Raw genomic sequence first — 23,658 nt, forward strand, 5'->3', positions numbered from 1 at the left:
CTCTAAACCTCATATAAATTCATTCCTATGCTGAGGCATTCTCTGGCCTATGTGCTAATCTGGGTCGACGGGAACTGGAGCTATGAGTGAGACGCGAAAACTTGCGGCGATCCTGGTTGCGGATGTAGTCGGTTACAGCCGTCTTGCTGGTGCGGACGAGGATCGCATCTTAGCGCGGCTGCGGACGCTGCGCAGCGATCTGATCGAGCCGACAATCGACGTCAATCATGGCCGCGTGGTCAAGCGTACCGGGGACGGAATTCTTATCGAGTTCCGTAGCGTCGTGGACGCCGTGCGCTGCGCGATCGAGGTGCAGACGGCCATGATCGATCGCAATACCGGCGTGTCGGGTGAGCAGCGCATCGAGTTCCGCGTCGGGATCCATGTGGGGGACGTAGTCGAGGAGAGCGACGGCGATTTAATGGGCGACGCCGTCAATATCGCTGCGCGCTTAGAAGGAATTGCCAAGCCCGGCACGATCTGTCTCTCCGAAGATGCTTACCGCCAGGTGAAAGCGCGGCTTGATTTTGCGGTGACTGATCTCGGCCAGCTCCATCTGAAAAATATTGCAGAGCCGATGCGGGTCTATTCCCTCCAGATCGGAACAGCCCCCCCGGCGGCGGTACGGACGCCGCCGACTGCAACGGAACTACCTTTGACTGCGGCCAATCCTGATAAAATCTCCATTGCCGTATTGGCGTTCAACAACATGAGCGGCGATGCCGAACAGGAATATTTCTCCGACGGCATTAGCGAGGACATCATCACCGACCTCTCGAAGCTGTCTGAATTGCACGTGATCGCCCGCAACTCCTCTTTCGTATACAAGAATGCAGCAGCCTCTGTTCCACAGATGGCCAGGGCGCTTGGTGTCCGCTACGTGCTCGAGGGCAGCGTGCGCAAGGCCGGCAACCGGGTTCGTGTCACAGCGCAATTGATCGATGCAAGCAGCGGCGGGCATGTCTGGGCCAGCCGGTATGACCGTGACCTGAGCGACATTTTTGCGGTTCAGGATGAACTCACACAGGAGATCGTGGCCGCGCTCAAACTGAACCTCACGCGTGGCGATCAGGATCGGTTAACTCGGGCGCGCGCAGTCGATGTCCAGGCGTATGAACTCTTCTTGCGGGGGCGGGAGCAGGCGTCGACACATTCCCGAACCGGAAATGTCGCAGCTCGCAGCTTGGCGACCGACGCGATCGCTATCGATCCAGGATATGTCGCAGCCCAGGCACTCATTTCTTTCACCCATGTGCTCGACTACGTCAACGCCTGGAGCACCGATCCGGAGGAGTCGCTGCGCTTTGGACTGGAACTCGCGCAGCAGGCAGTGGAGATGGCCGAAGAACAGCCCGACGGCCACTTCGCGCTGGGGATGGCTTGCATGTGGAATCGGGAACTGGAGAGGGCGCGGACAGAGGCGCAACGAGGCCTCGTGCTTTCGCCCAACTCCGCCGAACTCCTCATGTTGATGGCCCATATCCAGATATTCTCTGGCGATCCCGCAGATGCCCTTGAGACACTTGACGCTTCCATGCGCTTGGACCCGCATTATCCAGAAGTTCTTCTCCAGTTTCTCGCCGATGCACGCTTTTCTCTCGGCGAGTATGAGCAAGCGATTTTTGCGATCACGCAGCGCCTGGCACGAAACTCCCAATCGGAGACCGCCTACGCGCTGCTTGCGTCATGTTTAGGACACCTAGGCCGGCTGGAGGAAAGTCGACAGGCTTGGGAGACGGCGCTCCGGATAAACCCTGACTTTTCTATCGAGCGGCGCCGCCGCGTCCTTCCATTCAAAAACCCCCAGGACTTTAACCATCGCGTTGAAGGTCTCCGCAGGGCAGGACTGGCGGTCTGATAGGCTCTGATCCATTTCCACCGGCCCAACTGCGTGGCCGAGATCGTCTAGTCCAACGATTGGAGTCCGTCGGCCGGCTCGCGAGGCATAAACCAATAATCGGTCAGGGCGCATGCGACACGTCTGTCAAAACTTCGAGGTCTCGATTTGCTGAAGCTTGAGCCAATTCAGCGTTTCGTTCATCCCAGTCAATTTCGCAGCACATACGATGCAGGCCGAAATCCAAGTCGTCGGGCCCGAAGCGGTATTTCGGCAACCCACCCCGGGGCCGGTGCCCGACATTGCTACTTCAACCGATCGCTATCGTTCCGCAAGTTCCGAGCAGTCTTGAATCGACGAAGGTGAACACCTTTCCGGTCAAGTTGGGATCTACTTCGCGTACCAGCAGCCTCTTGCAGGCTTCCGACCGGCGGCTGGAATAGGTCTCAACTGGCAGTCTGTGTCGCCTACCAAGCGTCAGAGTTTCACCGATAGCCATAATCGCGCTTTGGCTCATTCGTATTCCCGTCGCGAACTTCCACGATAGCTCGCGGTTGCTGCGGAGACAATTCGCCGTTTCGAGCCTGTCAGAGGTCTCGCGGCAGTCGAGGAAGCAATCAGGAGTCGACGTCGGCAATGGGCGATATACTCTAAGCAAAAGCATGCGCGTTCTTCAGGACAAAGCGAAGTTTAGGCGCCAGTCGCGCAGCGATCGTCGGCAGAATGTCTCCCCACCTTCAACGACTGCAAATGAGGAGGCTGACGGTAGTGTTGACTCTGGAGTTCACTCAGCAGAAAACAGGCGATCGAATAGAGAGGAAGTAATGATGGCTAACGAGAACACCCCAGGACCGGTTGCTGCAGTTGAGGCGACGGATGCAGAGGCAAAAGCACCTGCTGCCAAGAAGCAGAAGCCACCACAGCGTCAGAAGACGACCGTCGAACCTGCGCGAGCCGCGCCAAAGGCAAGTGCCGCAAAGTCGCAGGTTGCCAAGCCGAGGACGTATAGCGAACAGGAAAAAACCGGCAAGCTCAAGCTGATCGAAAAGGCAATCACCGAAGGCAAGAGCACCCTCAAGGATGCGATCAAGAGTGCCGGCATATCGGAGCAAACCTACTATAACTGGAAACGGACCGCGACGCCCGTCGTTCAGAAAAACGTGAAGCCTGTTCCTGCCGGCGATGAGCTGGCAGATCTTGTCCAGCTCGAAAAAGAGAACCAAAAGCTTCGCAAGCTTCTGGCGGAAAAATTGCGCTCGGAAAATTCGGAGCTGCGCAAGCGGCTCGGCCTGGATTGATCTAGGAACGACGCCGAGCAGGCGGTCATCTTCGCGATTGACCGCCTGATCTTCGTTGACTCCAGAGGCTTGGTCGCCTCCAGGCTCTGCGTCTAGGAGAGCGATCGCGGCAGCGAATGTCTCCTGCTCAAATGACCCTCTGCAACGGGATTGTTGGCGCGAAGTATTCGTCGTTCTCTCGGACACTGGGCAGTTGAAGCGCGCGGCAAGGCGATATATGGGTTCGCCAGCAGGAACGCAGTCGCGCTAATCGGCGCCTGCTATTTAGCGATTTGCTCAAGGTTGAAACCATATGAAAACGCCACAACGGAAATTCGTTGTTGAATTCAAGTCGGGTCGACGACAGACGAAGGCGCGGACGACCTCAATTTGGGGTGACACCGATCTCAAGGCTTTGGTTCGTGAAGCGGAAGATAAGGCGCCGCATCTGTTCAATTCAAATGCGGCACCTGGTAGAGCTGACAAGGGCAAAGAAGACATAGCGCCTGATACGATGAACTCGGGCTCTGCTGGCAAAGACGCAGGCGAGCCCAGCGTTGCGGGAGCATCGACATCATTAGGTGACGGCGCAAAGGCCGCCTTACCAAAGCAAAATGAGACCACTGTTGCGACTGCCGAGCTTATTGAACCGGTGCAAGAGAGCGCGCCGGTGTTTCAGCCCAAGCGAACATCAAGCGACACTCCTCGAAAGCCTGTGCTCGGTCCCGTCCGCGCGACCGCGCATACTGCAATGGGGAGGAACAAGCCCCGAAGCGTGGAAGCCGCAACGGCTCGCGATGCGGTTTCCCTCGAGGAAGTAACTATCCTTGAAGCAGAAAACAAGCGGCTCAAGAGGCTACTGGCAGAACGGCTTCATGCACAGAACCTGCAGCTCAAGAAGATGCTCGAGCGCTTCGAAGCCACGTAAGAGGCCAAGGGTCGCGCGGGCACGCGCGACCCTTGCCGCGAGGTAACAGCTACTGGTTCTTCACGGTGTCTTCCAGGAAGAACCGGCCGAGCGGGTTCTGGTAAAAATTCTCAACATTCTTGCGCGCTACGTTGATGTAGGGGCTGTAATAGAGGTCGATCCAGTTCACGTCCTCCTTGGCCATCTTCTGCAGATCGAAATACATCTGCGCGCGCTTGGCCGGATCCAGTTCCTGACGCGCCTTGGCGACGAGGTCCTTCACCGCATCACTTTTATAGTTGGTCATGTAGTTGTTATTGGAGTCGTGACCGAGAACGAAGGTCGTCTTTTGGTCCGGGTCGAGAATGTCGTTGGTCCAGTAATTGACCGAAATATCGTAGTCGCCGTTGACAGTCATATCCCATTCCTGACTGGGATCGACCTTCTGAAGATTGGCGGTAATGCCGGCCTTGGCGAGCTGCTGCTGGATCAACACGGCCGTCTGCTCATCCACTTCATCGCCGGCACGCAGCAGATAAGTGAGCGTCAGGTTGGAAACGCCGGCATCCGCCAGCATTTGCTTGGCCTTTTCCGGATCGTAGGGCCGCTGCAGGTTGTCGGCATAGTGATAGAGCGCGCCCTTCGGAATGTAGGAATTGGCGATCGTACCCTGTCCGAACGTGACGGCATCTACGATCGCCTTCTTGTCGATCGCCATGTCGAGCGCTTGGCGCACTTCCTTCTTGCCGAGATCGCCATGGGCGTGGTTGATCAGCAGATGGTCCTCGCGGGTCGAGGGATCGGTGAGCACGGTAAGGTTCGGATCCTTCTTCAGTTCCTCGACGCGAGAGAAAGGCACGAAAATCGCCGCATCCAGTTCCCCCGCCTCAACGTTTAACATGCGGGTATTGTCGTCAGGTACCGAGATCCACTCGACTCCATCGAGCTTCACCCGATCCGCCTGCCAGAAGTTCGGGTTTTTCTTGAGGATGATGCGGTCACCGCGTCGCCATTCCTCCACGCTGAAAGCGCCGGAAGCGATCGGCTTTTCGGCATAAGCGTCAGCGCCCAGGGATTCCATGCCCGCCTTGGAGATGACCGAGGCGTTCGGAAGCGCGAGCGTTGAAAGGAATGGCGCGGAGGGGTTCTTCAGCTTGATGGTCAGCGTGCGCGGATCCGTCGCGACCGCAGTGTCGATCACCTTGTAGGAATCGCTCCAGAGCGAGCTTTCGTCGTCGCGAATGCGCAGGAGGCTGAAGACGGCATCTTCGGCCGTCAGCGGCGTTCCGTCGGAGAATTTCGCATCGCGGATCTTGAATGTATAGGTCAGGCCGTCATCCGAGGTAGTCCAGCTTTCGGCAAGGCCAGGCTCCAGCTTGGTGCCGGTCTTGTCGACCCGCACCAGCACGTCATAGACGTTCGAGAAGACCCAGTTGTCGATGTTCTGCGCCGTCTTGATCGGGTCGAATGTCGTCGAATCCTCGCGGCGGCCGATCGTTAGAACGCCGGCCGCTTCCGCATAGCTGGCGCTGAGGGTGAGGGCAGCGGCGAAGGCGGCAAGCCCGATAGATTTCCACCTGATGGTCATGATGTTGTTCCCTTCGTTGTTATGGCATGTATTTGATGGATTGGATCGGTTGGCCCGGCGTCGGCTCGACACCTTTGAACCGAGGCTTATCCGGATCGATATCTGGGATCGCCGCGATCAGCGCGGCGGTATAGGCATGCTTCGGCCGTGAAAAAACCTCTTCGGACGGCCCCTCCTCGACCACCTCGCCGCGGTACATGACGACGGTGCGAGTGCAGAGATGGCGCACAATCGCCAGGTCATGGGCAATGAAGATCAACGTCAGGTTCATCTTGGCCGCCAGATCCCGGAACAGGCCGATGATCTGCGCCTGGATGGTCACGTCTAGCGCTGCCACGCATTCATCGGCGACGATCATCTTGGGATTTACAGCCAGTGCCCGCGCGATGCCGGCCCGTTGGCATTGGCCGCCGCTCATGCTGCGCGGCTTTCGGTGTGCGAATTCGCGGTCGAGCCCGACGAGGTCGAGCAATTCGCCGATGCGCGCCGGAATGTCGAGTTTGGCGACCGTGGCCTGCACCGTCAGCACCTCAGCCAGCGTCTGGCCGATCGTCAACCGCGGGTTCAGCGCGTTGAACGGGTCCTGGAAGACCATCGCCGTCTCTCGCCTCAGCTTAGCCAGTCCCGCCCTCCTCTGCTGGGCAAGGTCGATGCCGTCGAAGCTGACATGGCCGGAAGAGATCGGCGTCAGGCCGAGGACGGCGCGGGCAAGCGTGCTTTTACCGCTACCGGATTCGCCGACGATGCCGACCGTCTCGCCCGGCATGATCTGCAGGCTGACGCCGGAAACCGCGCTGACGGTCTTGGCGGCAGCTCCTTTGAAGAGCCTGCCGCCGGAAGGAAAGCGCACGTGCAAGTCGTCGATCTCAAGAAGCGGCTTCAATGCTCCTGCCGAGCGCGCGGTCTCGCTCCCGGCGGAGACGCCAATCTCTGGCATGGACGGATGGCTGTGGATCAGATTGATCGTGTAGGGGTCTTTCGGGCGGGAGAGGATCGCCAGCTTCGGACCTTCCTCCAGCAGCCTGCCACCACGCATAACGGCGATACGGTCGCACGTCTGTGCCACGATGCCGAGATCGTGGGTGATGAGGATGATGGACAGCCCGCGCTTGTCCCGCAGATCCATCAGAAGGTTGAGAATTTGTGCCTGGATGGTCACGTCGAGCGCCGTCGTCGGCTCGTCGGCGATCAGGATTTTCGGATTGCAGGAAAGCGCCACGCCGATCATCGCGCGCTGGCGCATGCCGCCCGAAAATTCGTGCGGATAGCTGTCAAAGTGCCGAACGGGATCCGGAAAGCCGACCTGCGCCAGGATCTCGATGGCAGCGGCGCGCGCATCGCGCGCATTGAGGTCCTGATGATAGCGGATGCCTTCTGCGATCTGGTCGCCTATGCGCATGACTGGGTCGAGATGGCTGGTGGGGTTCTGGAAGATCATGCCGATTTCGCTGCCGCGCACGCTTAGCATCTCAGCATCGCTGATGGCGGTGAGATCACGGCCCTCCAGAAGCACGATGCCTCTCTCGATCGTTAGTCGCGAGGAGGGCAGGAGGCGGACGAGCGAGCGGCAGAACAGGCTCTTGCCGGAGCCGCTTTCGCCGACGAGACCCAGAATTTCGCCTTTTGCGAGATCAAGCGACACGGCATCGAGCAGAATGCAGGCCCCGCTGTCGAGATGCGCTTTGACGGTCAGGTCGCGGACGGAAAGAACGGACGCGCTCATTCGTGCACTCCGAGCCGTTCGCCGAGAGCATCGCCGAGCATGCTGAAGCCGAAAGCGAGGCAGACGATGGAAAGCCCAGGAAACAGGGTGATCCACCATGCCGTGGTGATAAAACTCTGGCCCTCCGCCACCATCACACCCCATTCGGCGACCGGCGGCTGCACGCCGAGGCCGAGATAGCTGACGGCCGCGCCGGAGAGCAGCACCAACACCGCATCCGACATCGCAAAGACGATCGAGCCGGCAACCGCATTCGGCAGCAGGTGTCGGAACATGATGCGCATCCGCGAAAAGCCGAGGCTGACGGCTGCCACCGCATAGTCGCTGTTCTTGAGCACCAGCATCTGCGCCCGGATCAGCCTGGCATAGGAAACCCAGCCGACCAGTGCCATGGCGATGTAAAAGCTGCCGAGCCCCGGTCCGAGGATGGCGATGATCGATAGCATCAATACCAGGAAGGGAAAGGCGAGGATGATATCCACGAGCCGCATGAATAGCGCATCGACGATGCCACCGAAAAAGCCGGCGATAGTGCCAACCGCGGTGCCGATGAGAAAGGGGAAAGCGACGCCGATCAGCGCGATCTGCAGGTCGATCCGCGCGCCCCAGATGACGCGGGAAAGCACGTCGCGGCCGAAATTATCCGTGCCGAACGGATGCAGCAGCGAAGGCGCCTGCAGGCGGGCGTCGCCGTTTTGAAGGATTGGATCATAGGGTGCCAGAACCGGCGCGCTTGTCGCCAGCAGGACGAAGAACAGCAGGATGCCGACGCCGGTCGCCAGCATCAAGTGCTTGCTGACGATCGTTCGCCAGCCGATGGAACCTGACGAGAGGGTATCGACGCTCATAGCTTCACCCTCGGATCGATCGCAACGGTGACGATATCGGCGACGAAATTGACGAGCACGGTGGCGCAGGCGAAAACCATGGCAACGCCCTGCACTACCATATAGTCGCGCGAGAAGATGGCGCGCACGAGAAGCTGTCCCATGCCGGGAAGCGCAAAGACGCTCTCGACGACGACGGTACCACCGATGAGCCAGCCAATATTGACCGCGAGAAGGTTGACGGTCGGCACCAGCGAATTCGGTACGACATGGCGCCAGAAGACGATGCGTTCGGGCATGCCGCGGGCGCGCGCTGCCGTCGCCACGTCGGATTTAAGAGATTCGATCATCGCCGCCCTGAGGCTGCGCGTCAAAACGGTCGAGAGCGACAGCGCCACCGTCAGGCTCGGCAGGATCAGATGCGCGAGCTTGTCGCCGATTGATGCGCCATAGCCTGAGACCGGCAGCAGGCCGAGTTCGACGCTGAAGAGGATGATGAGCATCAGCCCGAGCCAAAAGGGCGGGAAGCCAATGCCGAAGGTAGAGACGATGCGCACCGCGTGATCGGGCGCCTTGCCGGCATTGCGCGCGGCAATCGCTGCCATCGGCACGGCGATCAGGATCGACAGAACGACGCTGGAGGTGACGAGCGCAACAGTCGGCTCGATGCGGGTGACAATCAGTCTCAGCACGTCGATCTTGTAAAGGATCGATTTGCCCATTTCGCCATTGGCAAGGTTTTTCAGAAAATACAGATATTGTAGCCACATCGGCTGATCGAGGCCGTACTGGGCACGGATATTGGCGATCGCCGTCGGCGTGGCGCGCGAGCCGAGCAGGTTGCGTGCCGGATCACCGGGGATCAGCCGCACTAGAATGAAGGTAATGACGCTGATGCCGAAAATGACGGGCAAAAACTGCAAGGGTCGGGTGAGGACGAACCTATAGCGATGCATGGCGATGCCAGCGCCTCCGTATTGTTCGGATGTCGGTCGCCATTCTTTGCATCAGTTCCGCCTGTGCCGCGACAGGAAATCGATCAACGCTGGATAGTAGTCTGCGGGATTTTCGTAAAAGGGCATGTGGCTGGCATTGGCAAAGACCTTGAGTTCGGCATTCGAAATGGCGAGCTTCATCTTCAGTGCGCAGGCCGGCGTCAGTTCGTCGTGCTCGCCCGTCGTAATCAGTGTCGGCACGGTGATGCGAGGCAGGTCGGGAATACGGTTCCAATCCTTGAGGTTGCCGATATAGAGGAATTCGTTCGGTCCCTGCATCGTGCCATATGGCCCCAAGTTCCAGTCGTTGAGCGACCGGCGCACCGGCGCCGGCCATTCCGGCAACCGGCAGACGTGGCGATAGTTCAAAATAGTGATGGCTGCGAGATATTCCGGATGGTCGTAGGTTCCCTGCGCCTCGTGCTTCTGCATCATGGCAACCGTCTCGGGGCCGAGCGCCGCGCGCAACCGCTCGAGCTCGGTAATGAGATGGGGCATGTCCGCGACCGTATCTTCGAGGATCAGCGTCTGCAGGTTTTGTGGGTAAGTGAGCGCATAGTCGATTGCCAGCCAACCGCCCCAGGAATGGCCGAGCATGTGCACCTTGCCGAGCCCGAGCGCCTTGCGCACCGTCTCCGTCTCCTCGACATAGCGCCCGATCGTCCACAGTGCCGGATTGGTCGGGCGATCTGAAGCGCCCGTGCCCAGCTGGTCGAAGGCCACCACGCGATAGCCTTTGTCAATAAGACAGGAATGCGCATCGCGCAGATAGTCACAGGGCAGTCCCGGCCCGCCGTTCAGGCAAAAGATCGTCTCGGGGCCGGAGCCGAAGCTATAGGCGACGACCTTATAGCCATCGACTCCGATTTGGTGTCGCGCCTCGGGTTCGATTTCACGCCACATTGACCACTCCGGCGAAGATTCTCCTTGCTCAATATTTGAGCATGTCTAAATTTTTACCTCAAACGACGGTCCGCGCCAGCTATAAGAAGTGATAGGGTCGCCAGGGAATACGAGCCGGAGTCAGCCGATGCTTGACGAAATCGAAACCATCAGACGCCAGTTTACGGCTCATCAGACACTGGATGGCCGCATCGATCAGATCTTCGAGGCCATGAAGACAATCGGCTTTGAAGCGCTGATATATGACTATACCCCGGTGGCTTACGATCTCGACGGCGCGATCATGCTTCCGTCGCTGCTGAAGCTTCGCAACATTTGCGGCGACATGCATGACTACTGGTTCAACCGCGGGTACTTCCGCATCGACCCGGTGCAGCAGGTCGCGCTTCGCACTTCGACACCCTTCTTCTGGAGCTATGATGCCGACGCCGACACGCTGATCCGCCGCTTCATGACCGAGGACACCGCGCCCGTCGCCCGCTATCTGAGCGAAAGGGATATGTCGACCGGCGTGACGGTGCCCATTCATATGCCGCGCGGTGACTATGCCACAGTCACCGGCATCCGCTTCGGGGCCAACAAGGAATTCGAGCGGCACGCCTTGCGCTATATCGCCGATTTCAATCTGCTCGCCCATGTCTTCCATGAAGCGGCTTACAACCTGTTCGATGCCGACGTCTTCCATGTCGGCAAGGCGAGGCTCACGGAACGGGAGCGCGAATGCCTGCGCTATTCGGCCGAAGGATACTCCGCCAAGGAAATCTCGCGCATCATCGACCGCTCCGTGCCGACCGTGGTCATGCATCTAACCGCCGCGGCCAAGAAGCTCGGCGCCAAGAACCGCACGCAGGCTGTGGTTCGCGCCACCCATTATCGCCTTTTGGAAGAGCGCTCATCCTATAACTTGTGATAGCTGCCGCGCTCTAAAGCACCACGCTATGCTTTCTCAATTGCTCGCCGCAGCGTCGCGTGTCACTCGTGGCGCGCAAAGGCGGCTGTGACACTTCGAATCTGAATGGAGATCCATGTGGTTGCAATTGCGTCGAAGGAAGCCTTTCTGCCCTTTCGCGAGTACCAGACCTGGTATCGCATCACCGGCTCGCTCGACAGCGGCAAGCTGCCACTCGTTGTCGCCCATGGCGGTCCTGGCTGCACCCATGACTATGTGGACTCCTTCGCCGAAATTACCGAGATCGACGGCCGTCCGGTCATTCACTACGACCAACTCGGTAACGGCAATTCCACCCGCCTGCGGGAAAAAGGACCGGATTTCTGGACGCCGGCGCTCTTCTTGGAAGAGCTGGATGCGCTCCTGAAGCAGGTCGGCATTCACGACCGCTATGCCTTCCTCGGCCAGTCTTGGGGCGGCATGCTCGGCGCGGAACATGCCGTGCGCCGGCCGAGGGGCCTGAAGGCGCTCGTCATCGCCAATTCCCCAGCCAACATGCATACCTGGGTCGCTGAAGCCAACCGGCTGCGCGAGGAACTGCCGCAGGAGGTGCAGGATACGCTCTTAAAGCACGAGCAGGCCGGAACGATTGCCGATCCCGAATATATTGCCGCCTCGCGCGTCTTTTATGATCGCCATGTCTGCCGCATTGTACCCTGGCCGCCGGAAGTCGCCCGCACCTTCGCCATCATGGACGAAGACAACACCGTCTACCGCCACATGAACGGCCCAACGGAGTTCCATGTCATTGGCACGATGAAGGATTGGACCATCGAAGATAGGCTGCCGCTCATCGAGGCCCCGACGCTGCTGATCTCGGGCAAGTTCGATGAGGCGACCCCGCTGGTCGTCAAGCCCTATGTCGACCGCATTGAGAGATGCGAATGGGTGCTCTTCGAGCAGTCGAGCCACATGCCGCATGTGGAAGAGAAGGCACTCTGCCTGGAGACGGTTTCGGCTTTCTTGCGACGACACGATTGACGGGAAGCAGGTTGCCACAGGCCCAACGCCGGTGCGCTGGCAAGTCCCGGCTCGCAGCACTTTTGGACGGCATTGATCGTCCACCCGAAGCGATCGCCGCAGACGCCCCAAGACCGCGGTTTCTGTCGGTTTAGCCAAGTGCTCCGGCGCAAACCCGGTGGCAGATCGGCCGTCCAGCCATGCGCGATGCGCACCGGGCGGTTGTTAGGCCGCCCTGAAGCGGTCAAAGGCGGTGAGACGCTTGATTGGTGGATCTGCGTCATCCCAGCGATAGACTTGCGTACGCAGATAGCGGAGTTCGTCATCGAGTGCCTCTTCGGCAACTTCGATCCACCAGGACTTCGGACGGCCGTCACTGCCATCCGACCAGCGATAGCCGCGTGCTTTCAATTGATCCTTCATGTCGTAGGGGCTGTTTTCCGCAAAGATGCGGGCGCGTGATCGCTGGCTTGCTTCGTAGAGCTCGGAAAAAGGTGTTCGACCCGATTCTCCTCCACCCTCCGCGAGCACCTCAAGGAGGGCAAAGCAGTCGTCAACCGCCCGGTGACCCTCATGAAAATAACCGGCCTGGCCAATCAGATAACCGAGCTTTGTTCCTTCAAAGCCGCGCGACGCCCAGTCGATTTCAGAGACCGAACAAGCCCATGCTTTTCCGGCAAAGATTGGTGAAAAGGTTTCGCAGAACGGCCGGTCGAAGCCGGCATTGTGGGCAATTACGAGATCAGCAGGCTCGATGACGGCACGAAGCTGATAAAGATCGATCCTCTGGTCGGCCACCATGTCGCCGGAGATACCGGTGAGACGTGTGATCTCCTCCGGGATTGGATTGCTGGGCTGCTGAAGAGCGCTATAGAGGCCGATGACATCGCCGATATTGCCCGTCTCATCGAATGTGAACGCAACCGCGCCAATCTCAATAATCTCGTCCTTGCGATGATTAAGGCCGGTTGTTTCAGTGTCGATGATCACGCCTTTCAGCGGAAATCCGGGTCGCGCAGCCGCGGTCACCAAACGTGGCTCGAGTTTTCTCAGGATACGGTAGCGGCCAGTCTCGTGGAGTTGCCGCACCATATCATCTTCGCGCAACGCAGCCGGAGAATGGCGCTTCGTCGATGAGCCTGCGCCCTTTGCAGGTGCCGCCCCGTTGGCATCAAACAGATCGAACTGCTGCGTCATTCACTATCTCGGTCTAATTCTCAAATGGTTCTCCGGAGTGCATCATCCGCCAAAGTCGCTATAAGACATCCGCTCGAACAAATCAGGAAGAAAATTGAGGCCTGAAAAGATCAGTGGCCGCTCCCGGCGCCCCTGTTGTCGTCGCGACCGAACAGCAGCGCCGACAGTACGCGTCGGAAGACAGCGGCGGGCCTGCGGCGGAGTTCATCTTCAATCGATCGCCGGGGCCGCAGGAGAGAACCAAACAGTCCCTGCGCCTGCTCAAGGAAGGGCGCTGCCCCGTCGCGCAGGAGGGAGACCACCTCGAGACGCAGCTCCGAAGCACCATCGAGCTCGGCATAGGAAAGCTGGTCGAGCCGGCAGGCGGCGCCTGTCTGCGCGAGCGATGCGATTCGCCAATGCGTGTTGTTGCGGTAGCTCGGTGCGCGCCAGTCGCCGTCCCTCGCGTCTCGGCCGAAATTGATGAAGCAGGAATTGCCATAGCGGCTCTTCTGGATCTCGACAAAGGTCGTCGCGAACCAGCCGGTGCGATGCCAGCGGACCCCTTTCCGGACAAAGCCGAGCGGCAGAAAGATATCGTCCACCTCCTTCGTCAGAAGCTTCAGCGCCCGCTTGCGCGTTGTCGGATCGAGGGCCTTCCACGCCTTAATGGCATTGCTGTCGGCGTCCTCCATCGTTTTGTCGGTCTTTTCCACCTATTGGCGTCCCTTCAGTCGGGTCGAATGGCAGTGTCAGCAGACAGGAGGCGGGCGCGACGGTCAAGAGTTTGCCGGTCGTGCGTAGTCGACGGCGGGCTGATTCGGATCCGTCGCCGGGCAAGGTGCAAACGCTGTTCGCGAGGCGTCTTGATCATGCTAGGATCAGGCCTTTCCACTGAAGGTATTCTTGGGTTGGTATTGATGATGAACGGTAAATGTGTCGGCGGCGCCTACCCAACGATCCCGAGGTTATGTGGGGGCATTTTTCTGCTCGTTGCCAACGCGGCATTCGCCGAAACCTTCGTAGACACGAATGTCGTGTCTGTCGTTGAAGGCGGACACTGGCAAGAAGACGGCGTCGGCGAAGGAAGTTACCGCATCATCGTCGTGAACCAGGGCTTTGAGCACGTCTCGTCGCGCGTCGTGGTGGAATGGAAATCAGTGCCGACTGAAACACATGACGCCCAAATCGTGCACTCCGTGGAACTGGTTAAGGGTGGCTTCTACAGCATAGGCATACCGGAAATGACTTTTTCCAAGGACGGGGCACGCGTCGAGTTGAGGGGCACCGCTACCTACACGCCCGCCATGCCGGTCGTATGTCGTTTCGGTCTATCTCCTGGCGGCAAAGTCGCCCGGATCAAAGGGTGTGAGGACTAATGATCGGTCCTGCTCAAGTGACGGAAACTGCGTGAACGGCGGCCAGGCCGCGTCAATTGCCCGGCTGTCGCCTCGCCGCCTGCCCAACCACCGCATCTTGCTGTTGCAAGTTTTGCAACGGAAGTGAACAGCAAGCCTCAACCGCCATGGGCTGGAAGCATCCTATTCTTGGGATCCGTGAGTATCAGTCGTCGCCTTCCAGCGATGCAAGCGACTTTACCAAACCCACGATCTTTTGCCGTATTCGGGGGTCTTTTACAGCAAGGAATGCGCGGTTTAGCGCGAGCCCCTCGGCGGTGGAAATAAATCCCGTCAGATCGTCCATGCCCTTCACCGAACCTGATTCACTCTCATCCGCTCCCGCCATTCCTTCGAAAAAGAATGAAACAGGCACGTTCAGACAGTCGGCAATGCCCTGAAGCCGGCTCGCCCCCACCCGGTTGCTGCCCTTCTCGTACTTCTGCACCTGCTGAAATGTGACACTGACCCGTTCAGCAAGCGCTGACTGGCTCATGCCAAGCACCCGTCGTTGCATACGGATTCGCCTTCCGACTTCTATGTCGACTGCACTTGGCTCCTTCGCATTAACGGATTTACTCATGATCTCTCCAGTGCGCCTCAGGGAATTAAAATGAGATTGTGCCAGTGTGGAAACGTTGTCGATTGATCCAATCTAGCTAGTTCTTGAAGAGGTGTCCCTCATTCTCTTCTATGACAGGCGTGCCTTTCAATCCCGGCCTAATGGTCCGCCCTGCTCTGTGTCCAGGATAGCTGCGACCAGCGCCAGTGCGGTCAGAGCATACTGTCGGGCACCGATGAGGCCATTCCCGACCCCATCCCCGACAGGCCCTCCCCCGGCTGGTGGGATGGTGACCGCTATGTCCGCCAAATGTACTATCCCTGGGTAATAGCGCTTCTCGTCGAAGAGGCTATCATGGATTCATCAAATTCGTACTGACGGCTGACCACGGATGTACTGGCAGCCGTGGTCGATTGATCAGGAAGGGCTGGTGCGCGTGTCGCCCGGCCCTTTCCTTTAGGATTGCGGCTGCCAGATTGACACGGTCCTTCATGGAGATGGGCTCAAATGCCGCACCGAGACACCGTCAGGCCCAGTCGGGCAGGTGTAAAGAGCGAATATCAGACCAAAGTCCAACCGTTTTCAGACTTCGTGCCGATACCACCTCTCGGCAGCTACAGTATGCTTGTACGCGAAAGGGTTGTGAGTTTTCGCCATGGCTAAAATCTTCGTTGTTGGGATGTCACTCGTAATGGTTGTTTTCTGGGGTTCCGTCGGCGTTCTGATGTACTCCCTGCTTACGTGAAGTCGTTCTGCGCAACCCGTCCCACCCGGCCGGGTCGATTCGATTGCTCGAGGAATAGTTGACACCCATTGGGTAGCCGAACGCCCAGCTGTGCCCTATAGTTTCCTTAAAGCAATGGAGGTTTGCCTGAGGAGGGTTTAGATTATGAGCGATACCGCTGTTGGTTTTATGGTGGCAGCTGAACTGTCGGCCCTGTTCTGGGCCGCAGCGCTCATGGTGGCGTTATCGATCTCTTGACGACGCACGGCCTCTTCATCTTTACCTTGGCTGTCGCGACGTCGATGAGCAGCATTTGCTATAGGTCTCGACCTTCTGGCCGGTCGGCACATACTCCCGTTTGTAGTAATCTTCTCTCAGTCGCGAACTCCAGGCGGGCTGGCAAGGATCTGCCGACGAACTCGAGCGGCCAAGGCACACCGATAATATAACCCGTTCCTCCGAAGCGGCTGGCGACGCCCAGGCAGCTTTTTCGCAGCGGATTTACATGGGACGCAGCCTGCGCCGAAGAGACTGGGCTGAGCCCGGCATCGACCGTAAAGCGCGTTGGCCACCTTGCCGCCAAAGTAATCAGGTCAAAAGAGGTGTTCCCAAGCAGATCGTCACAGGATCCGATGATCCAACCCGAGTATTGGTGCGCATCGTGCACTGAAGCCCGCAAGAGATGCCGACCGATTTTGAGGCAGGTTTAGGAGAGGCGGCGGAATTTCGATCGACTTGCACTTCGCCCGGCAATCGCGGTAAAGCTGCGTGATGGACGACAATGTCATCAAGTTTCGCAAGCCCAGGCCGCCCCGTCAGCGAGATCCCCGTCTTCGCAAGATTCTCATTGTACTCGGCGAGCTTGTTTTGTTTGCGGTCGCCTGGCTCTATTTCGCATTCGTGGGTGCCCCGGTGGCTTCTTGAGCCTGCCGCGAGCTTCGAAGGGGGCACTGGCTGCAGCCTCCAAGACGTTCGGCTTGACAGGCAGCTTCAATGGCGATGTGCGAGACAAATGCACCAGCAAAATCGCCTTGAAGAGGTTCGAACTGAAACCCTAGTGTTCGATTTCAGAGTTGATCGCGCGATCAGGTGAACTCACGGATCTTGAGCACCTCTTCGATTGAGGACGATTCCATAAATGCTCGTTGTCGCAGCGATGAAGAGCTGATGTTTTGCACGACCACCGAAGCAAAGGTTCGACACGAGCTCCGGGACGCGAATCTTGCCCATCAGATGACCGTCTGGGGCGATGCAGTGTACCCCATCGGCTGCCGAAGACCACAAGTTACCTTCACCATCGATCCGAAACCCATCCGCGCATCCGGGATTGATGGCGCAAAACACCTCTCCGCCGGCAAGCCTACCGTTGGACGCAACATCGAAGACCCGGATATGTCGCGGATCTGAGCCGAACATCCGCCCGGTGTCGGCGACATAGAGGCGAGATTCGTCTGGACTGAAGGCTAGGCCGTTCGGACAGGCAAAATCCGTCAGCACAGCTTCGATTTTTCCTGAGGGCTCGACCCGGTAGACGTGGCATAGCAGTTCTTGCTCGGCACGAAAGCCCTCGTAGTCGGTCATGATCCCGTAGTGCGGATCGGAAAACCAGATCGAGTTGTCCGATTTTACCACGACATCGTTGGGAGAGTTTAGCCGCCTGCCTCGGTAGCTGTCGGCAATTACAGTGACGGAACCGTCGAGTTCCGTCCGTGTCACCCGCCGCGTTCCATGCTCGCATGTCACCAGCCTGCCCTGCTTGTCCCGCGTATTGCCATTGGCAAAGTTTGACGGCTCTCGGAATACCGATACCCCAGCGCCCGCGGACCAGCGAAGGATGCGATTATTCGGAATGCCCGAGAACAGTAGGCATCCCGCGTCGCCGAACCAGACCGGGCCCTCCACCCAGTCAAACCGGTGGCGATCTGCTTGACCGGCGCATTGCCGAGCACATAGGTGCTAAACAGCGGATCAAGCACTTCGAAACATGACATTGCGCTCTTCTCCCGGATTTGCCGAGCCTCGGACAGCCGGACGCGAGTTGGGACTGGTGTCAATTGAAGGCAATCTGCGCCTTCATCGCCTGGCTGCGATCAGTTGCCAGTTCGAAGGCCGTCACAGCGTCTGATAGGGGAAGTGTGTGGGTAATCAGCGGCTTCACGTCGATCAGCCCCTTTTGCATCAGTCCGACACCGGTCGCAAACTCCTCGTGAAAGCGGAAGGAACCACGCAGGTCCAGCTCCTTGGCTGTAATCGCCATCATCGGGAGGTTCATGTCTCCACCAAGGCCAAGCTGAATAATCACCGCGCGCGGGCGAAGAGCAGCGATGCCGGCAACCAAGGCAGGCGCGGCACCGGAGCACTCGTACAGGACGTCGAATGAGCCCTTTTGAGCTGCGTAAGGGGTCAGCGCATCCGGCTCGCCTCCCATATTGATGGTCCTGTCGGCGCCAAGCTTGCGTGCCAGCGAGAGCGTGAAATCCGAGAGATCCGTTGCGACGATTTCGGCGGCGCCGGCACGGCGGGCTGCGAGGATCGACAGAAGGCCGATCGGCCCGCAGCCGGTCACCAGAACCCGTTTACCCAATATTTCTCCCGCCCGGCGAGTGGCGTGAAGAGTAACGGCCAGGGGTTCTGCGATCGCCGCTTCGCCTGGGGTAAGACCGTCCGCCGACACGCATTGAAGGGCATCGGCGACGAGAACCTCTCGAAATGCTCCCTGGACATGCGGGAAAGGCATGGCACTGCCATAAAACCGCATATTGAGGCACTGATTGTGAAGCCCTTCCTGGCAATATAGGCAGGACCGACACGGCCGGGAGGGAGAAACAGCGACGAGCTGGCCCGATTTCAATCCCTCAACGCCCGGGCCGACTGCTTCGACATACGCGGACACCTCGTGACCAAGGATCATCGGCTCCCGCAGCCTGACGGCGCCGAAGCCGCCGTGATTGTAATAATGCAGATCGCTGCCGCAGATACCACCGGCTGCAAGGCGCAGGCGCACTTCTCCGGCTCCTGGCGTTTCGATCGGGCGCTCCTCGATACGCAGGTCTTTCGGACCGTGAATGACGATGGCTTTCATCGGCGCGCTCCTTAAAGAACCGGGGTCAGCAGGGGCTGACCGGAAAAATGCGCCATGAGATTGTCACGAACAAGCTGTCCCATGGCCTTGCGTGTTTCGATGGTTCCAGATGCGTGGTGTGGCTGCAAGAGCACATTGTCGAGGGCGAGAAACCGTGGATTGAGCTTCGGCTCACCTTCGAACACGTCAAGGGCGGCCGATCCCAGCGCACCGCATTCGAGTGCATCAAGCAGGGCTTCTTCATCGATATTGGAAGCGCGGGAAATATTGACCAGCATCCCCTCCCCGCCGAGGGCCGCAATCACCTCGCGGCCGACAATGTGGCGGGTGGCGGCGGAAGCGGCCAAAGTGACGAACAGGAAATCCGAACGCGCTGCGAGCGCTACCGGATCGGCGACAAATTCCCAGTCGGCGGCAAAATCTTTTGGCGCTACATCGGAATAAGCGATTTGCATATCGAAGCCCTGAAGTCGTTTGGCCACTTCATAGCCGATCCGGCCAAGGCCGAGTACGCCTGCGCGGCGGCCCCACACGCGACGCTTCAGCGGGTAGAGCCCCTTTGCCGCCCAGCTTCCGTCCTTTACCCAGCTTTCCGCGCCAATCATGCCGCGCGACAGGCACAACATCATCGCCACGCCAAGATCCGCTACGTCGCTGGTCAGCACGTCCGGTGTGTTGGTGACGCGGATGCCACGTTCCCGGCAAGCCGCCAGATCGACGGCATCAAAACCAACCCCGTAGACGGAAATCAGCTCGAGTGAAGGGCAGGCCTCGATCATGGCCCGGCTGGCGCCGAGTTCGCCTCGCGTGGCGATCGCCCGGACATTGGGGCCGACAGCAGCAAGAAAGTCCGACTTATCGGGGGCCTCGAAGTAGCGATGTACCGAAAATGCAGCATTCAGAGGCGCTTCGTCCCATTCCGGATAGGGCCCGACTTGAAGGATCTGGGGTTTGCTCATTTCGGTGTCTCCGTCCCTTGACAATTAATGTTATCGATAACATAAAGGTGGGCATTGCGATTGTCGAGACAAAAAATGAGGGAAACCAATGGGGCAGGACTTGTTTGATTTGACGGGCCGCCGAGCCCTCGTCACGGGATCGTCGCAGGGGATCGGCCTTGCCCTTGCGCGCGGTCTTGCCAATGCGGGTGCCGAAATCGTGCTCAATGGCCGCAACGCCTCAAAACTTGCGGAAGCCGCCAGAGGTCTCGGCGGCAGCACGCATCAACTGGCGTTCGACGCGACCGATCATGAGGCCGTTCGCGCAGCAGTGGATGGCTTCGAAGCAACGATCGGTGCGATCGACATCCTCGTAAACAATGCGGGAATGCAGCATCGCACGCCGCTCGAGGACTTTCCGGCGGACGCGTTCGAGCAGCTTATGCGGACCAATATCTCCACTGTTTTCAACGTTGGCCAAGCGGTCGCACGGCACATGATCAAACGCGGAGCGGGCAAGATCATCAATATAGCCAGCGTACAGACTGCATTGGCACGTCCCGGCATTGCACCCTACACCGCGACGAAGGGCGCCGTGGGTAATCTGACCAAGGGAATGGCCACCGACTGGGCCAAGTACGGGCTGCAATGCAATGCCATTGCGCCCGGCTATTTCGATACGCCATTGAACGCCGCTTTGGTTGCCGATTCCGCTTTTTCCGCCTGGCTGGAAAAGCGCACGCCGGCCGGCCGCTGGGGCAAGGTGGACGAACTGGTCGGCGCCTGCGTGTTCCTCGCCTCCAACGCATCCTCATTTGTGAACGGACATGTGCTTTATGTTGACGGTGGCATTACGGCCTCTCTTTGAGGTTCCGCAGCGACTGGTGCTGATGGGGGTTGCAGGGTGCGGCAAGTCCTCTGTCGGGGCCGCGCTCGCCGCGCGAGTGGGGGCGGCATATCTCGATGGCGACGACCTTCACCCGTCGGCGAACATCGACAAGATGAGCCGCGGCATGGCCTTGGACGATGAGGATCGCTGGCCATGGTTGACCCTCGTGGGCGAGGCTCTGGCCAAGTCCGAAGGGCCGCAGATCGTCGGCTGTTCGGCGCTCAAGCGAGCCTACCGCGCTCACATCACGCAAACTTCCGGAGAGACGATCACCTTCGTTCATCTTGCCGGTACGCCCGAGGTCATCAAGGCGCGAATGAATGCAAGAAAAGGTCATTTTATGCCGGCCGGCCTGCTGACGAGCCAGTTCGCAGCGCTGGAACCACCGGAGGCGGACGAAAACGCGTTCAGCGTGGATATCGACCGACCGTTCGGCGCCATCGTCGAAGCAATCGTCACGCAACTGGAAGGAATGAAAACATGACGAACAAGGTTGCATTGATTGGCGCCGGCGCGATGGGCGGCGCCATCGGAACGCGGCTCGTCGAAACCGGGAACCATTTGACGGTCTTTGATCTCGACACGACCAAGATGCGCGAGTTGGTCGACAAAGGCGCTCTGCCGGCGGCAAGCGCGGCGGAAGCAGCCGCCGGCTCGGACTATGTCATCCTCAGCCTCAACTCGGCGAAAATCGTCCGGCTCGCCGTCTTCGGAGAAGGCGGCGTTGCAGGCGGCGCCAAGCCCGGAACTGTCGTCATAGACATGTCCTCGATCGACCCGGAGGCGACGAAGGCCCTGGCGTCCGAGGCAGCGGAAAAGGGCCTGCGCTGGGTCGACAGTCCCCTGTCGGGTGGCGCGCCCAAGGCATTGGTCGGACAGCTTACGCTTATGGCCGGCGGCAAGGAACGAGATGTCGCTGATGCATACGAGGTGTTGCGGCACGTTGCCTCCAACTACACGCATATGGGGCCTTCCGGCGCCGGCCAGACCACGAAGCTGATCAACCAGGTTCTCTGCGGGCTCAATTTCCTGGCCGTGGCGGAAGCGACGCAGTTGGCTCTCGACGCCGGCGTGGATGCGGCAAAGATCCCGCAGGCATTGAAGGGCGGCCGGGCCGACAGCGCAATCCTGCAAGAATACATGCCGCGCTTTGTCGTCAAAGATTACCGTCGCACCGGAAGGATCGACAATATGGTCAAGGATTTGAGCGGGGCGCAGGATCTCGCCCGCCGCACCAATACCGCCATGCCGCTGACGGCGCTGTGCGCCGAAATTCACCGCATGCTGACTGCCGCCGGTCTCGGCGGTGAGGACCAAGCCGCCCTGATGGAATTTTTCAAGGGGCCCAACAAGGACATCGTACAATGATCACACGCTATGCCCTCTTCGAAGGAAAAGTGAAGGACGGTCAAACGGAGGCGTTTCGGGCCGCTGTGCTCAACGACATCCTGCCGAAATGGAAGGCCTTTCCCGGCGCCCTCGATGTCCGGGTAACCTTCGCCGATGCCCGCGATGAAGGAGCGCCGGAAATTCCCATGATCCTTGCGATCAACTATCCCGATCTTGCTACCGTCGAGGCCGCGCTTGCGAGTCCAGCCCGCACCGCGGCCAAGGCAGCGACGGAAGAGGTATTGGCACGCTTTTTCGACGGGCGAATCCATCATCATGTGACCCAGGCAAACGAATTCCGGCTCTAACCTCGACGCCGTGGCGGCTGGTTTGTTCTTGGCTGTTCGACTACCAGCAAGGCGCCAGACCCAAAGTCCGACCGTCGTTGAACGAGGCGAAATCACGACCTGCTTGCAAACTAGGCGTAAAGCCGGTTGTATTAAGCTGGTAACGATAACATGGATGCAAATGCCCAATATTCGTAAACCACCAACCATGGCGGATGTCGCCCGCATGGCGGGCGTGTCGCCGATGACGGTGTCGCGCGCTTTCAAGCGCGACACCTCCGTCAGCCAAGAGACACGCGAGGCTGTCAGACGCGCAACCGAGGAACTTGGTTACGTCTTCGACAGCACGGCTTCCAATCTTCGATCACAGCGCACGGATTTCGTGGCCGTTACAATCCCCTCGATCAACAATGCCAATTTCGCTGATACGGTGCGGGCGCTGTCGGACGGCTTGTCGGATAAGGGCTTGCAGGTCCTGCTCGGCTACACGAACTACGACGTTCGTGAAGAAGAGCGGCTGATCGAGCAGCTCTTGCGGCGCAAGCCCGAAGCAATCGTGGTAACGGGCGGCAAGCATACATCGCGAGCCCGCAAACTCCTGTCGAATGCCGGCATCCCCGTCATTGAAACCTGGGACCTTCCGGAAGATCCGATTGGACACGTGGTTGGGTTCTCCAACGCATTGGCGGTGCGCGAGATGATCGATCATTTTGTCACCGTCGGCTATAGAAAGGTCGCCTTCATTGGTGGTGATGCTGATCGCGACACGCGCGGCAGCGATCGTCGAGCCGGCTTCATAACCGCGATGGAGGATCACGGGTTGGACGCGACGCGCCTGATTGCCGCCGGGCCGCCGCCGATTTCAATGCGCGAGGGCGCGAACGCGATGGGCCGGTTGCTGGAGCATTTCCCAGATACCGAAGCGGTCATCTGCGTTTCTGATCTTTCCGCCTTCGGCGCCCTTACCGAATGTCAACGGCGCGGCATTGCGGTGCCGGACCAGATTGCCATCGGCGGCTTCGGCGACTACGAGATCGGCGCAATTTGCGTTCCCAGTCTGACAACGATCAATGCCTTTGCTGCCGAGATCGGAGCAAAAACGGCGCAGCTCATTCTCGACGTCCTGGACGGGTCGCTTTCGGACAGCGCGGCCGTGATAACGATCCGACCGGATTTGATCCTGCGCCAAACAAGCCGCTGAGGAAATAGCGGGCCGGAAGAAGATTGCTCGCCCACCCGCTCTGTCAC

21 protein-coding genes and 1 pseudogene are annotated in these 23,658 nt (G+C 59.2%); 11 read left to right on the forward strand and 11 right to left on the reverse strand.

What is annotated here, in order from left to right:
- The first annotated feature begins 82 nt into the window (after positions 1-82).
- The 3 genes from BLP23_RS08600 (at position 83) to BLP23_RS08610 (ending at position 4,042) form a co-directional block, all read left to right on the forward strand.
- Positions 83-1,858 (forward strand): adenylate/guanylate cyclase domain-containing protein, encoded by a 1,776-nt coding sequence (locus tag BLP23_RS08600; RefSeq protein WP_092584469.1) that lies wholly within the window; start codon positions 83-85, stop codon positions 1,856-1,858.
- Positions 1,859-2,664: 806 nt separating this feature from the next.
- Positions 2,665-3,135: a transposase gene (locus BLP23_RS08605; RefSeq protein WP_092584470.1), complete on the forward strand. Its 471-nt coding sequence runs from the start codon at positions 2,665-2,667 to the stop codon at positions 3,133-3,135.
- A 292-nt stretch (positions 3,136-3,427) separates the two neighbouring features.
- Entirely contained in the window at positions 3,428-4,042 is a 615-nt protein-coding gene (locus BLP23_RS08610) for a hypothetical protein (RefSeq protein ID WP_092584471.1), read from the forward strand.
- A gap of 49 nt (positions 4,043-4,091) precedes the next feature.
- Here BLP23_RS08610 and BLP23_RS08615 read toward each other — a convergent pair whose 3' ends face one another.
- From BLP23_RS08615 to BLP23_RS08635, 5 genes are read right to left on the reverse strand one after another with little or no spacing between them, the layout of a single operon-like run.
- Positions 4,092-5,609 (reverse strand): ABC transporter substrate-binding protein, encoded by a 1,518-nt coding sequence (locus BLP23_RS08615; protein ID WP_092584472.1) that lies wholly within the window; start codon positions 5,607-5,609, stop codon positions 4,092-4,094.
- 19 nt (positions 5,610-5,628) lie between these two features.
- Entirely contained in the window at positions 5,629-7,332 is a 1,704-nt protein-coding gene (locus tag BLP23_RS08620; RefSeq protein ID WP_092584473.1) for a dipeptide ABC transporter ATP-binding protein, read from the reverse strand.
- Positions 7,329-8,180 carry an ABC transporter permease gene (locus tag BLP23_RS08625; RefSeq protein WP_092584474.1) on the reverse strand — a complete coding sequence of 284 codons (852 nt, stop codon included), beginning with the start codon at positions 8,178-8,180 and terminating at the stop codon, positions 7,329-7,331. Before BLP23_RS08625 ends, BLP23_RS08620 begins: the two co-directional genes overlap by 4 nt.
- Positions 8,177-9,115, reverse strand: a complete 939-nt coding sequence (locus BLP23_RS08630; protein ID WP_092584475.1) for an ABC transporter permease — start codon at positions 9,113-9,115, stop codon at positions 8,177-8,179. The genes BLP23_RS08625 and BLP23_RS08630 overlap by 4 nt, the downstream gene beginning before the upstream one ends.
- 51 nt (positions 9,116-9,166) lie before the next feature.
- Entirely contained in the window at positions 9,167-10,057 is an 891-nt protein-coding gene (locus BLP23_RS08635) for a proline iminopeptidase-family hydrolase (protein WP_092584476.1), read from the reverse strand.
- Positions 10,058-10,184: 127 nt separating this feature from the next.
- Between BLP23_RS08635 and BLP23_RS08640 the strand changes: the two genes are divergently transcribed.
- Positions 10,185-10,967, forward strand: a complete 783-nt coding sequence (locus BLP23_RS08640) for a LuxR family transcriptional regulator (RefSeq protein ID WP_092584477.1) — start codon at positions 10,185-10,187, stop codon at positions 10,965-10,967.
- 105 nt (positions 10,968-11,072) lie between these two features.
- Positions 11,073-11,987 carry a proline iminopeptidase-family hydrolase gene (locus BLP23_RS08645; protein WP_167363853.1) on the forward strand — a complete coding sequence of 305 codons (915 nt, stop codon included), beginning with the start codon at positions 11,073-11,075 and terminating at the stop codon, positions 11,985-11,987.
- Positions 11,988-12,191: 204 nt separating this feature from the next.
- On the opposite strand, the gene BLP23_RS08650 is transcribed toward BLP23_RS08645, so the two are convergent.
- Both BLP23_RS08650 and BLP23_RS08655 read right to left on the reverse strand, forming a co-directional pair.
- Entirely contained in the window at positions 12,192-13,163 is a 972-nt protein-coding gene (locus BLP23_RS08650) for a 3'-5' exonuclease (RefSeq protein WP_092584478.1), read from the reverse strand.
- A 110-nt stretch (positions 13,164-13,273) separates the two neighbouring features.
- Positions 13,274-13,858 (reverse strand): DUF4304 domain-containing protein, encoded by a 585-nt coding sequence (locus tag BLP23_RS08655; RefSeq protein WP_139187041.1) that lies wholly within the window; start codon positions 13,856-13,858, stop codon positions 13,274-13,276.
- Between the two features lie 150 nt (positions 13,859-14,008).
- Between BLP23_RS08655 and BLP23_RS08660 the strand changes: the two genes are divergently transcribed.
- Positions 14,009-14,521, forward strand: coding sequence for a hypothetical protein (locus tag BLP23_RS08660; protein WP_139187042.1), 513 nt, complete (start codon positions 14,009-14,011; stop codon positions 14,519-14,521).
- A gap of 184 nt (positions 14,522-14,705) precedes the next feature.
- On the opposite strand, the gene BLP23_RS08665 is transcribed toward BLP23_RS08660, so the two are convergent.
- From BLP23_RS08665 to BLP23_RS08685, 4 genes and pseudogenes are all read right to left on the reverse strand, one after another.
- Positions 14,706-15,122: a helix-turn-helix domain-containing protein gene (locus tag BLP23_RS08665; RefSeq protein ID WP_092584481.1), complete on the reverse strand. Its 417-nt coding sequence runs from the start codon at positions 15,120-15,122 to the stop codon at positions 14,706-14,708.
- 1,798 nt (positions 15,123-16,920) lie between these two features.
- Positions 16,921-17,816 (reverse strand): annotated as a pseudogene (locus tag BLP23_RS08675) (SMP-30/gluconolactonase/LRE family protein).
- A gap of 59 nt (positions 17,817-17,875) precedes the next feature.
- Positions 17,876-18,907: an L-idonate 5-dehydrogenase gene (locus tag BLP23_RS08680; protein ID WP_092584483.1), complete on the reverse strand. Its 1,032-nt coding sequence runs from the start codon at positions 18,905-18,907 to the stop codon at positions 17,876-17,878.
- Positions 18,908-18,918: 11 nt separating this feature from the next.
- Entirely contained in the window at positions 18,919-19,866 is a 948-nt protein-coding gene (locus BLP23_RS08685; protein WP_167363854.1) for a 2-hydroxyacid dehydrogenase, read from the reverse strand.
- An 88-nt stretch (positions 19,867-19,954) separates the two neighbouring features.
- On the opposite strand from BLP23_RS08685, the gene BLP23_RS08690 reads away from it, so the two are divergent.
- From BLP23_RS08690 to BLP23_RS08710, 5 genes are all read left to right on the forward strand, one after another.
- Positions 19,955-20,713 carry an SDR family oxidoreductase gene (locus tag BLP23_RS08690; RefSeq protein ID WP_092584485.1) on the forward strand — a complete coding sequence of 253 codons (759 nt, stop codon included), beginning with the start codon at positions 19,955-19,957 and terminating at the stop codon, positions 20,711-20,713.
- Positions 20,682-21,218, forward strand: a complete 537-nt coding sequence (locus BLP23_RS08695) for a gluconokinase (RefSeq protein WP_233426660.1) — start codon at positions 20,682-20,684, stop codon at positions 21,216-21,218. Before BLP23_RS08690 ends, BLP23_RS08695 begins: the two co-directional genes overlap by 32 nt.
- Positions 21,215-22,102: an NAD(P)-dependent oxidoreductase gene (locus tag BLP23_RS08700; RefSeq protein ID WP_092584487.1), complete on the forward strand. Its 888-nt coding sequence runs from the start codon at positions 21,215-21,217 to the stop codon at positions 22,100-22,102. Before BLP23_RS08695 ends, BLP23_RS08700 begins: the two co-directional genes overlap by 4 nt.
- Entirely contained in the window at positions 22,099-22,431 is a 333-nt protein-coding gene (locus BLP23_RS08705) for a hypothetical protein (protein WP_092584488.1), read from the forward strand. Before BLP23_RS08700 ends, BLP23_RS08705 begins: the two co-directional genes overlap by 4 nt.
- Before the next feature lie 160 nt (positions 22,432-22,591).
- Positions 22,592-23,611 carry a LacI family DNA-binding transcriptional regulator gene (locus BLP23_RS08710; protein WP_167363855.1) on the forward strand — a complete coding sequence of 340 codons (1,020 nt, stop codon included), beginning with the start codon at positions 22,592-22,594 and terminating at the stop codon, positions 23,609-23,611.
- Positions 23,612-23,658: the final 47 nt, after the last annotated feature.

The sequence above is a fragment of the Rhizobium mongolense subsp. loessense genome (assembly GCF_900099775.1).
GTDB lineage: Bacteria > Pseudomonadota > Alphaproteobacteria > Rhizobiales > Rhizobiaceae > Rhizobium > Rhizobium loessense.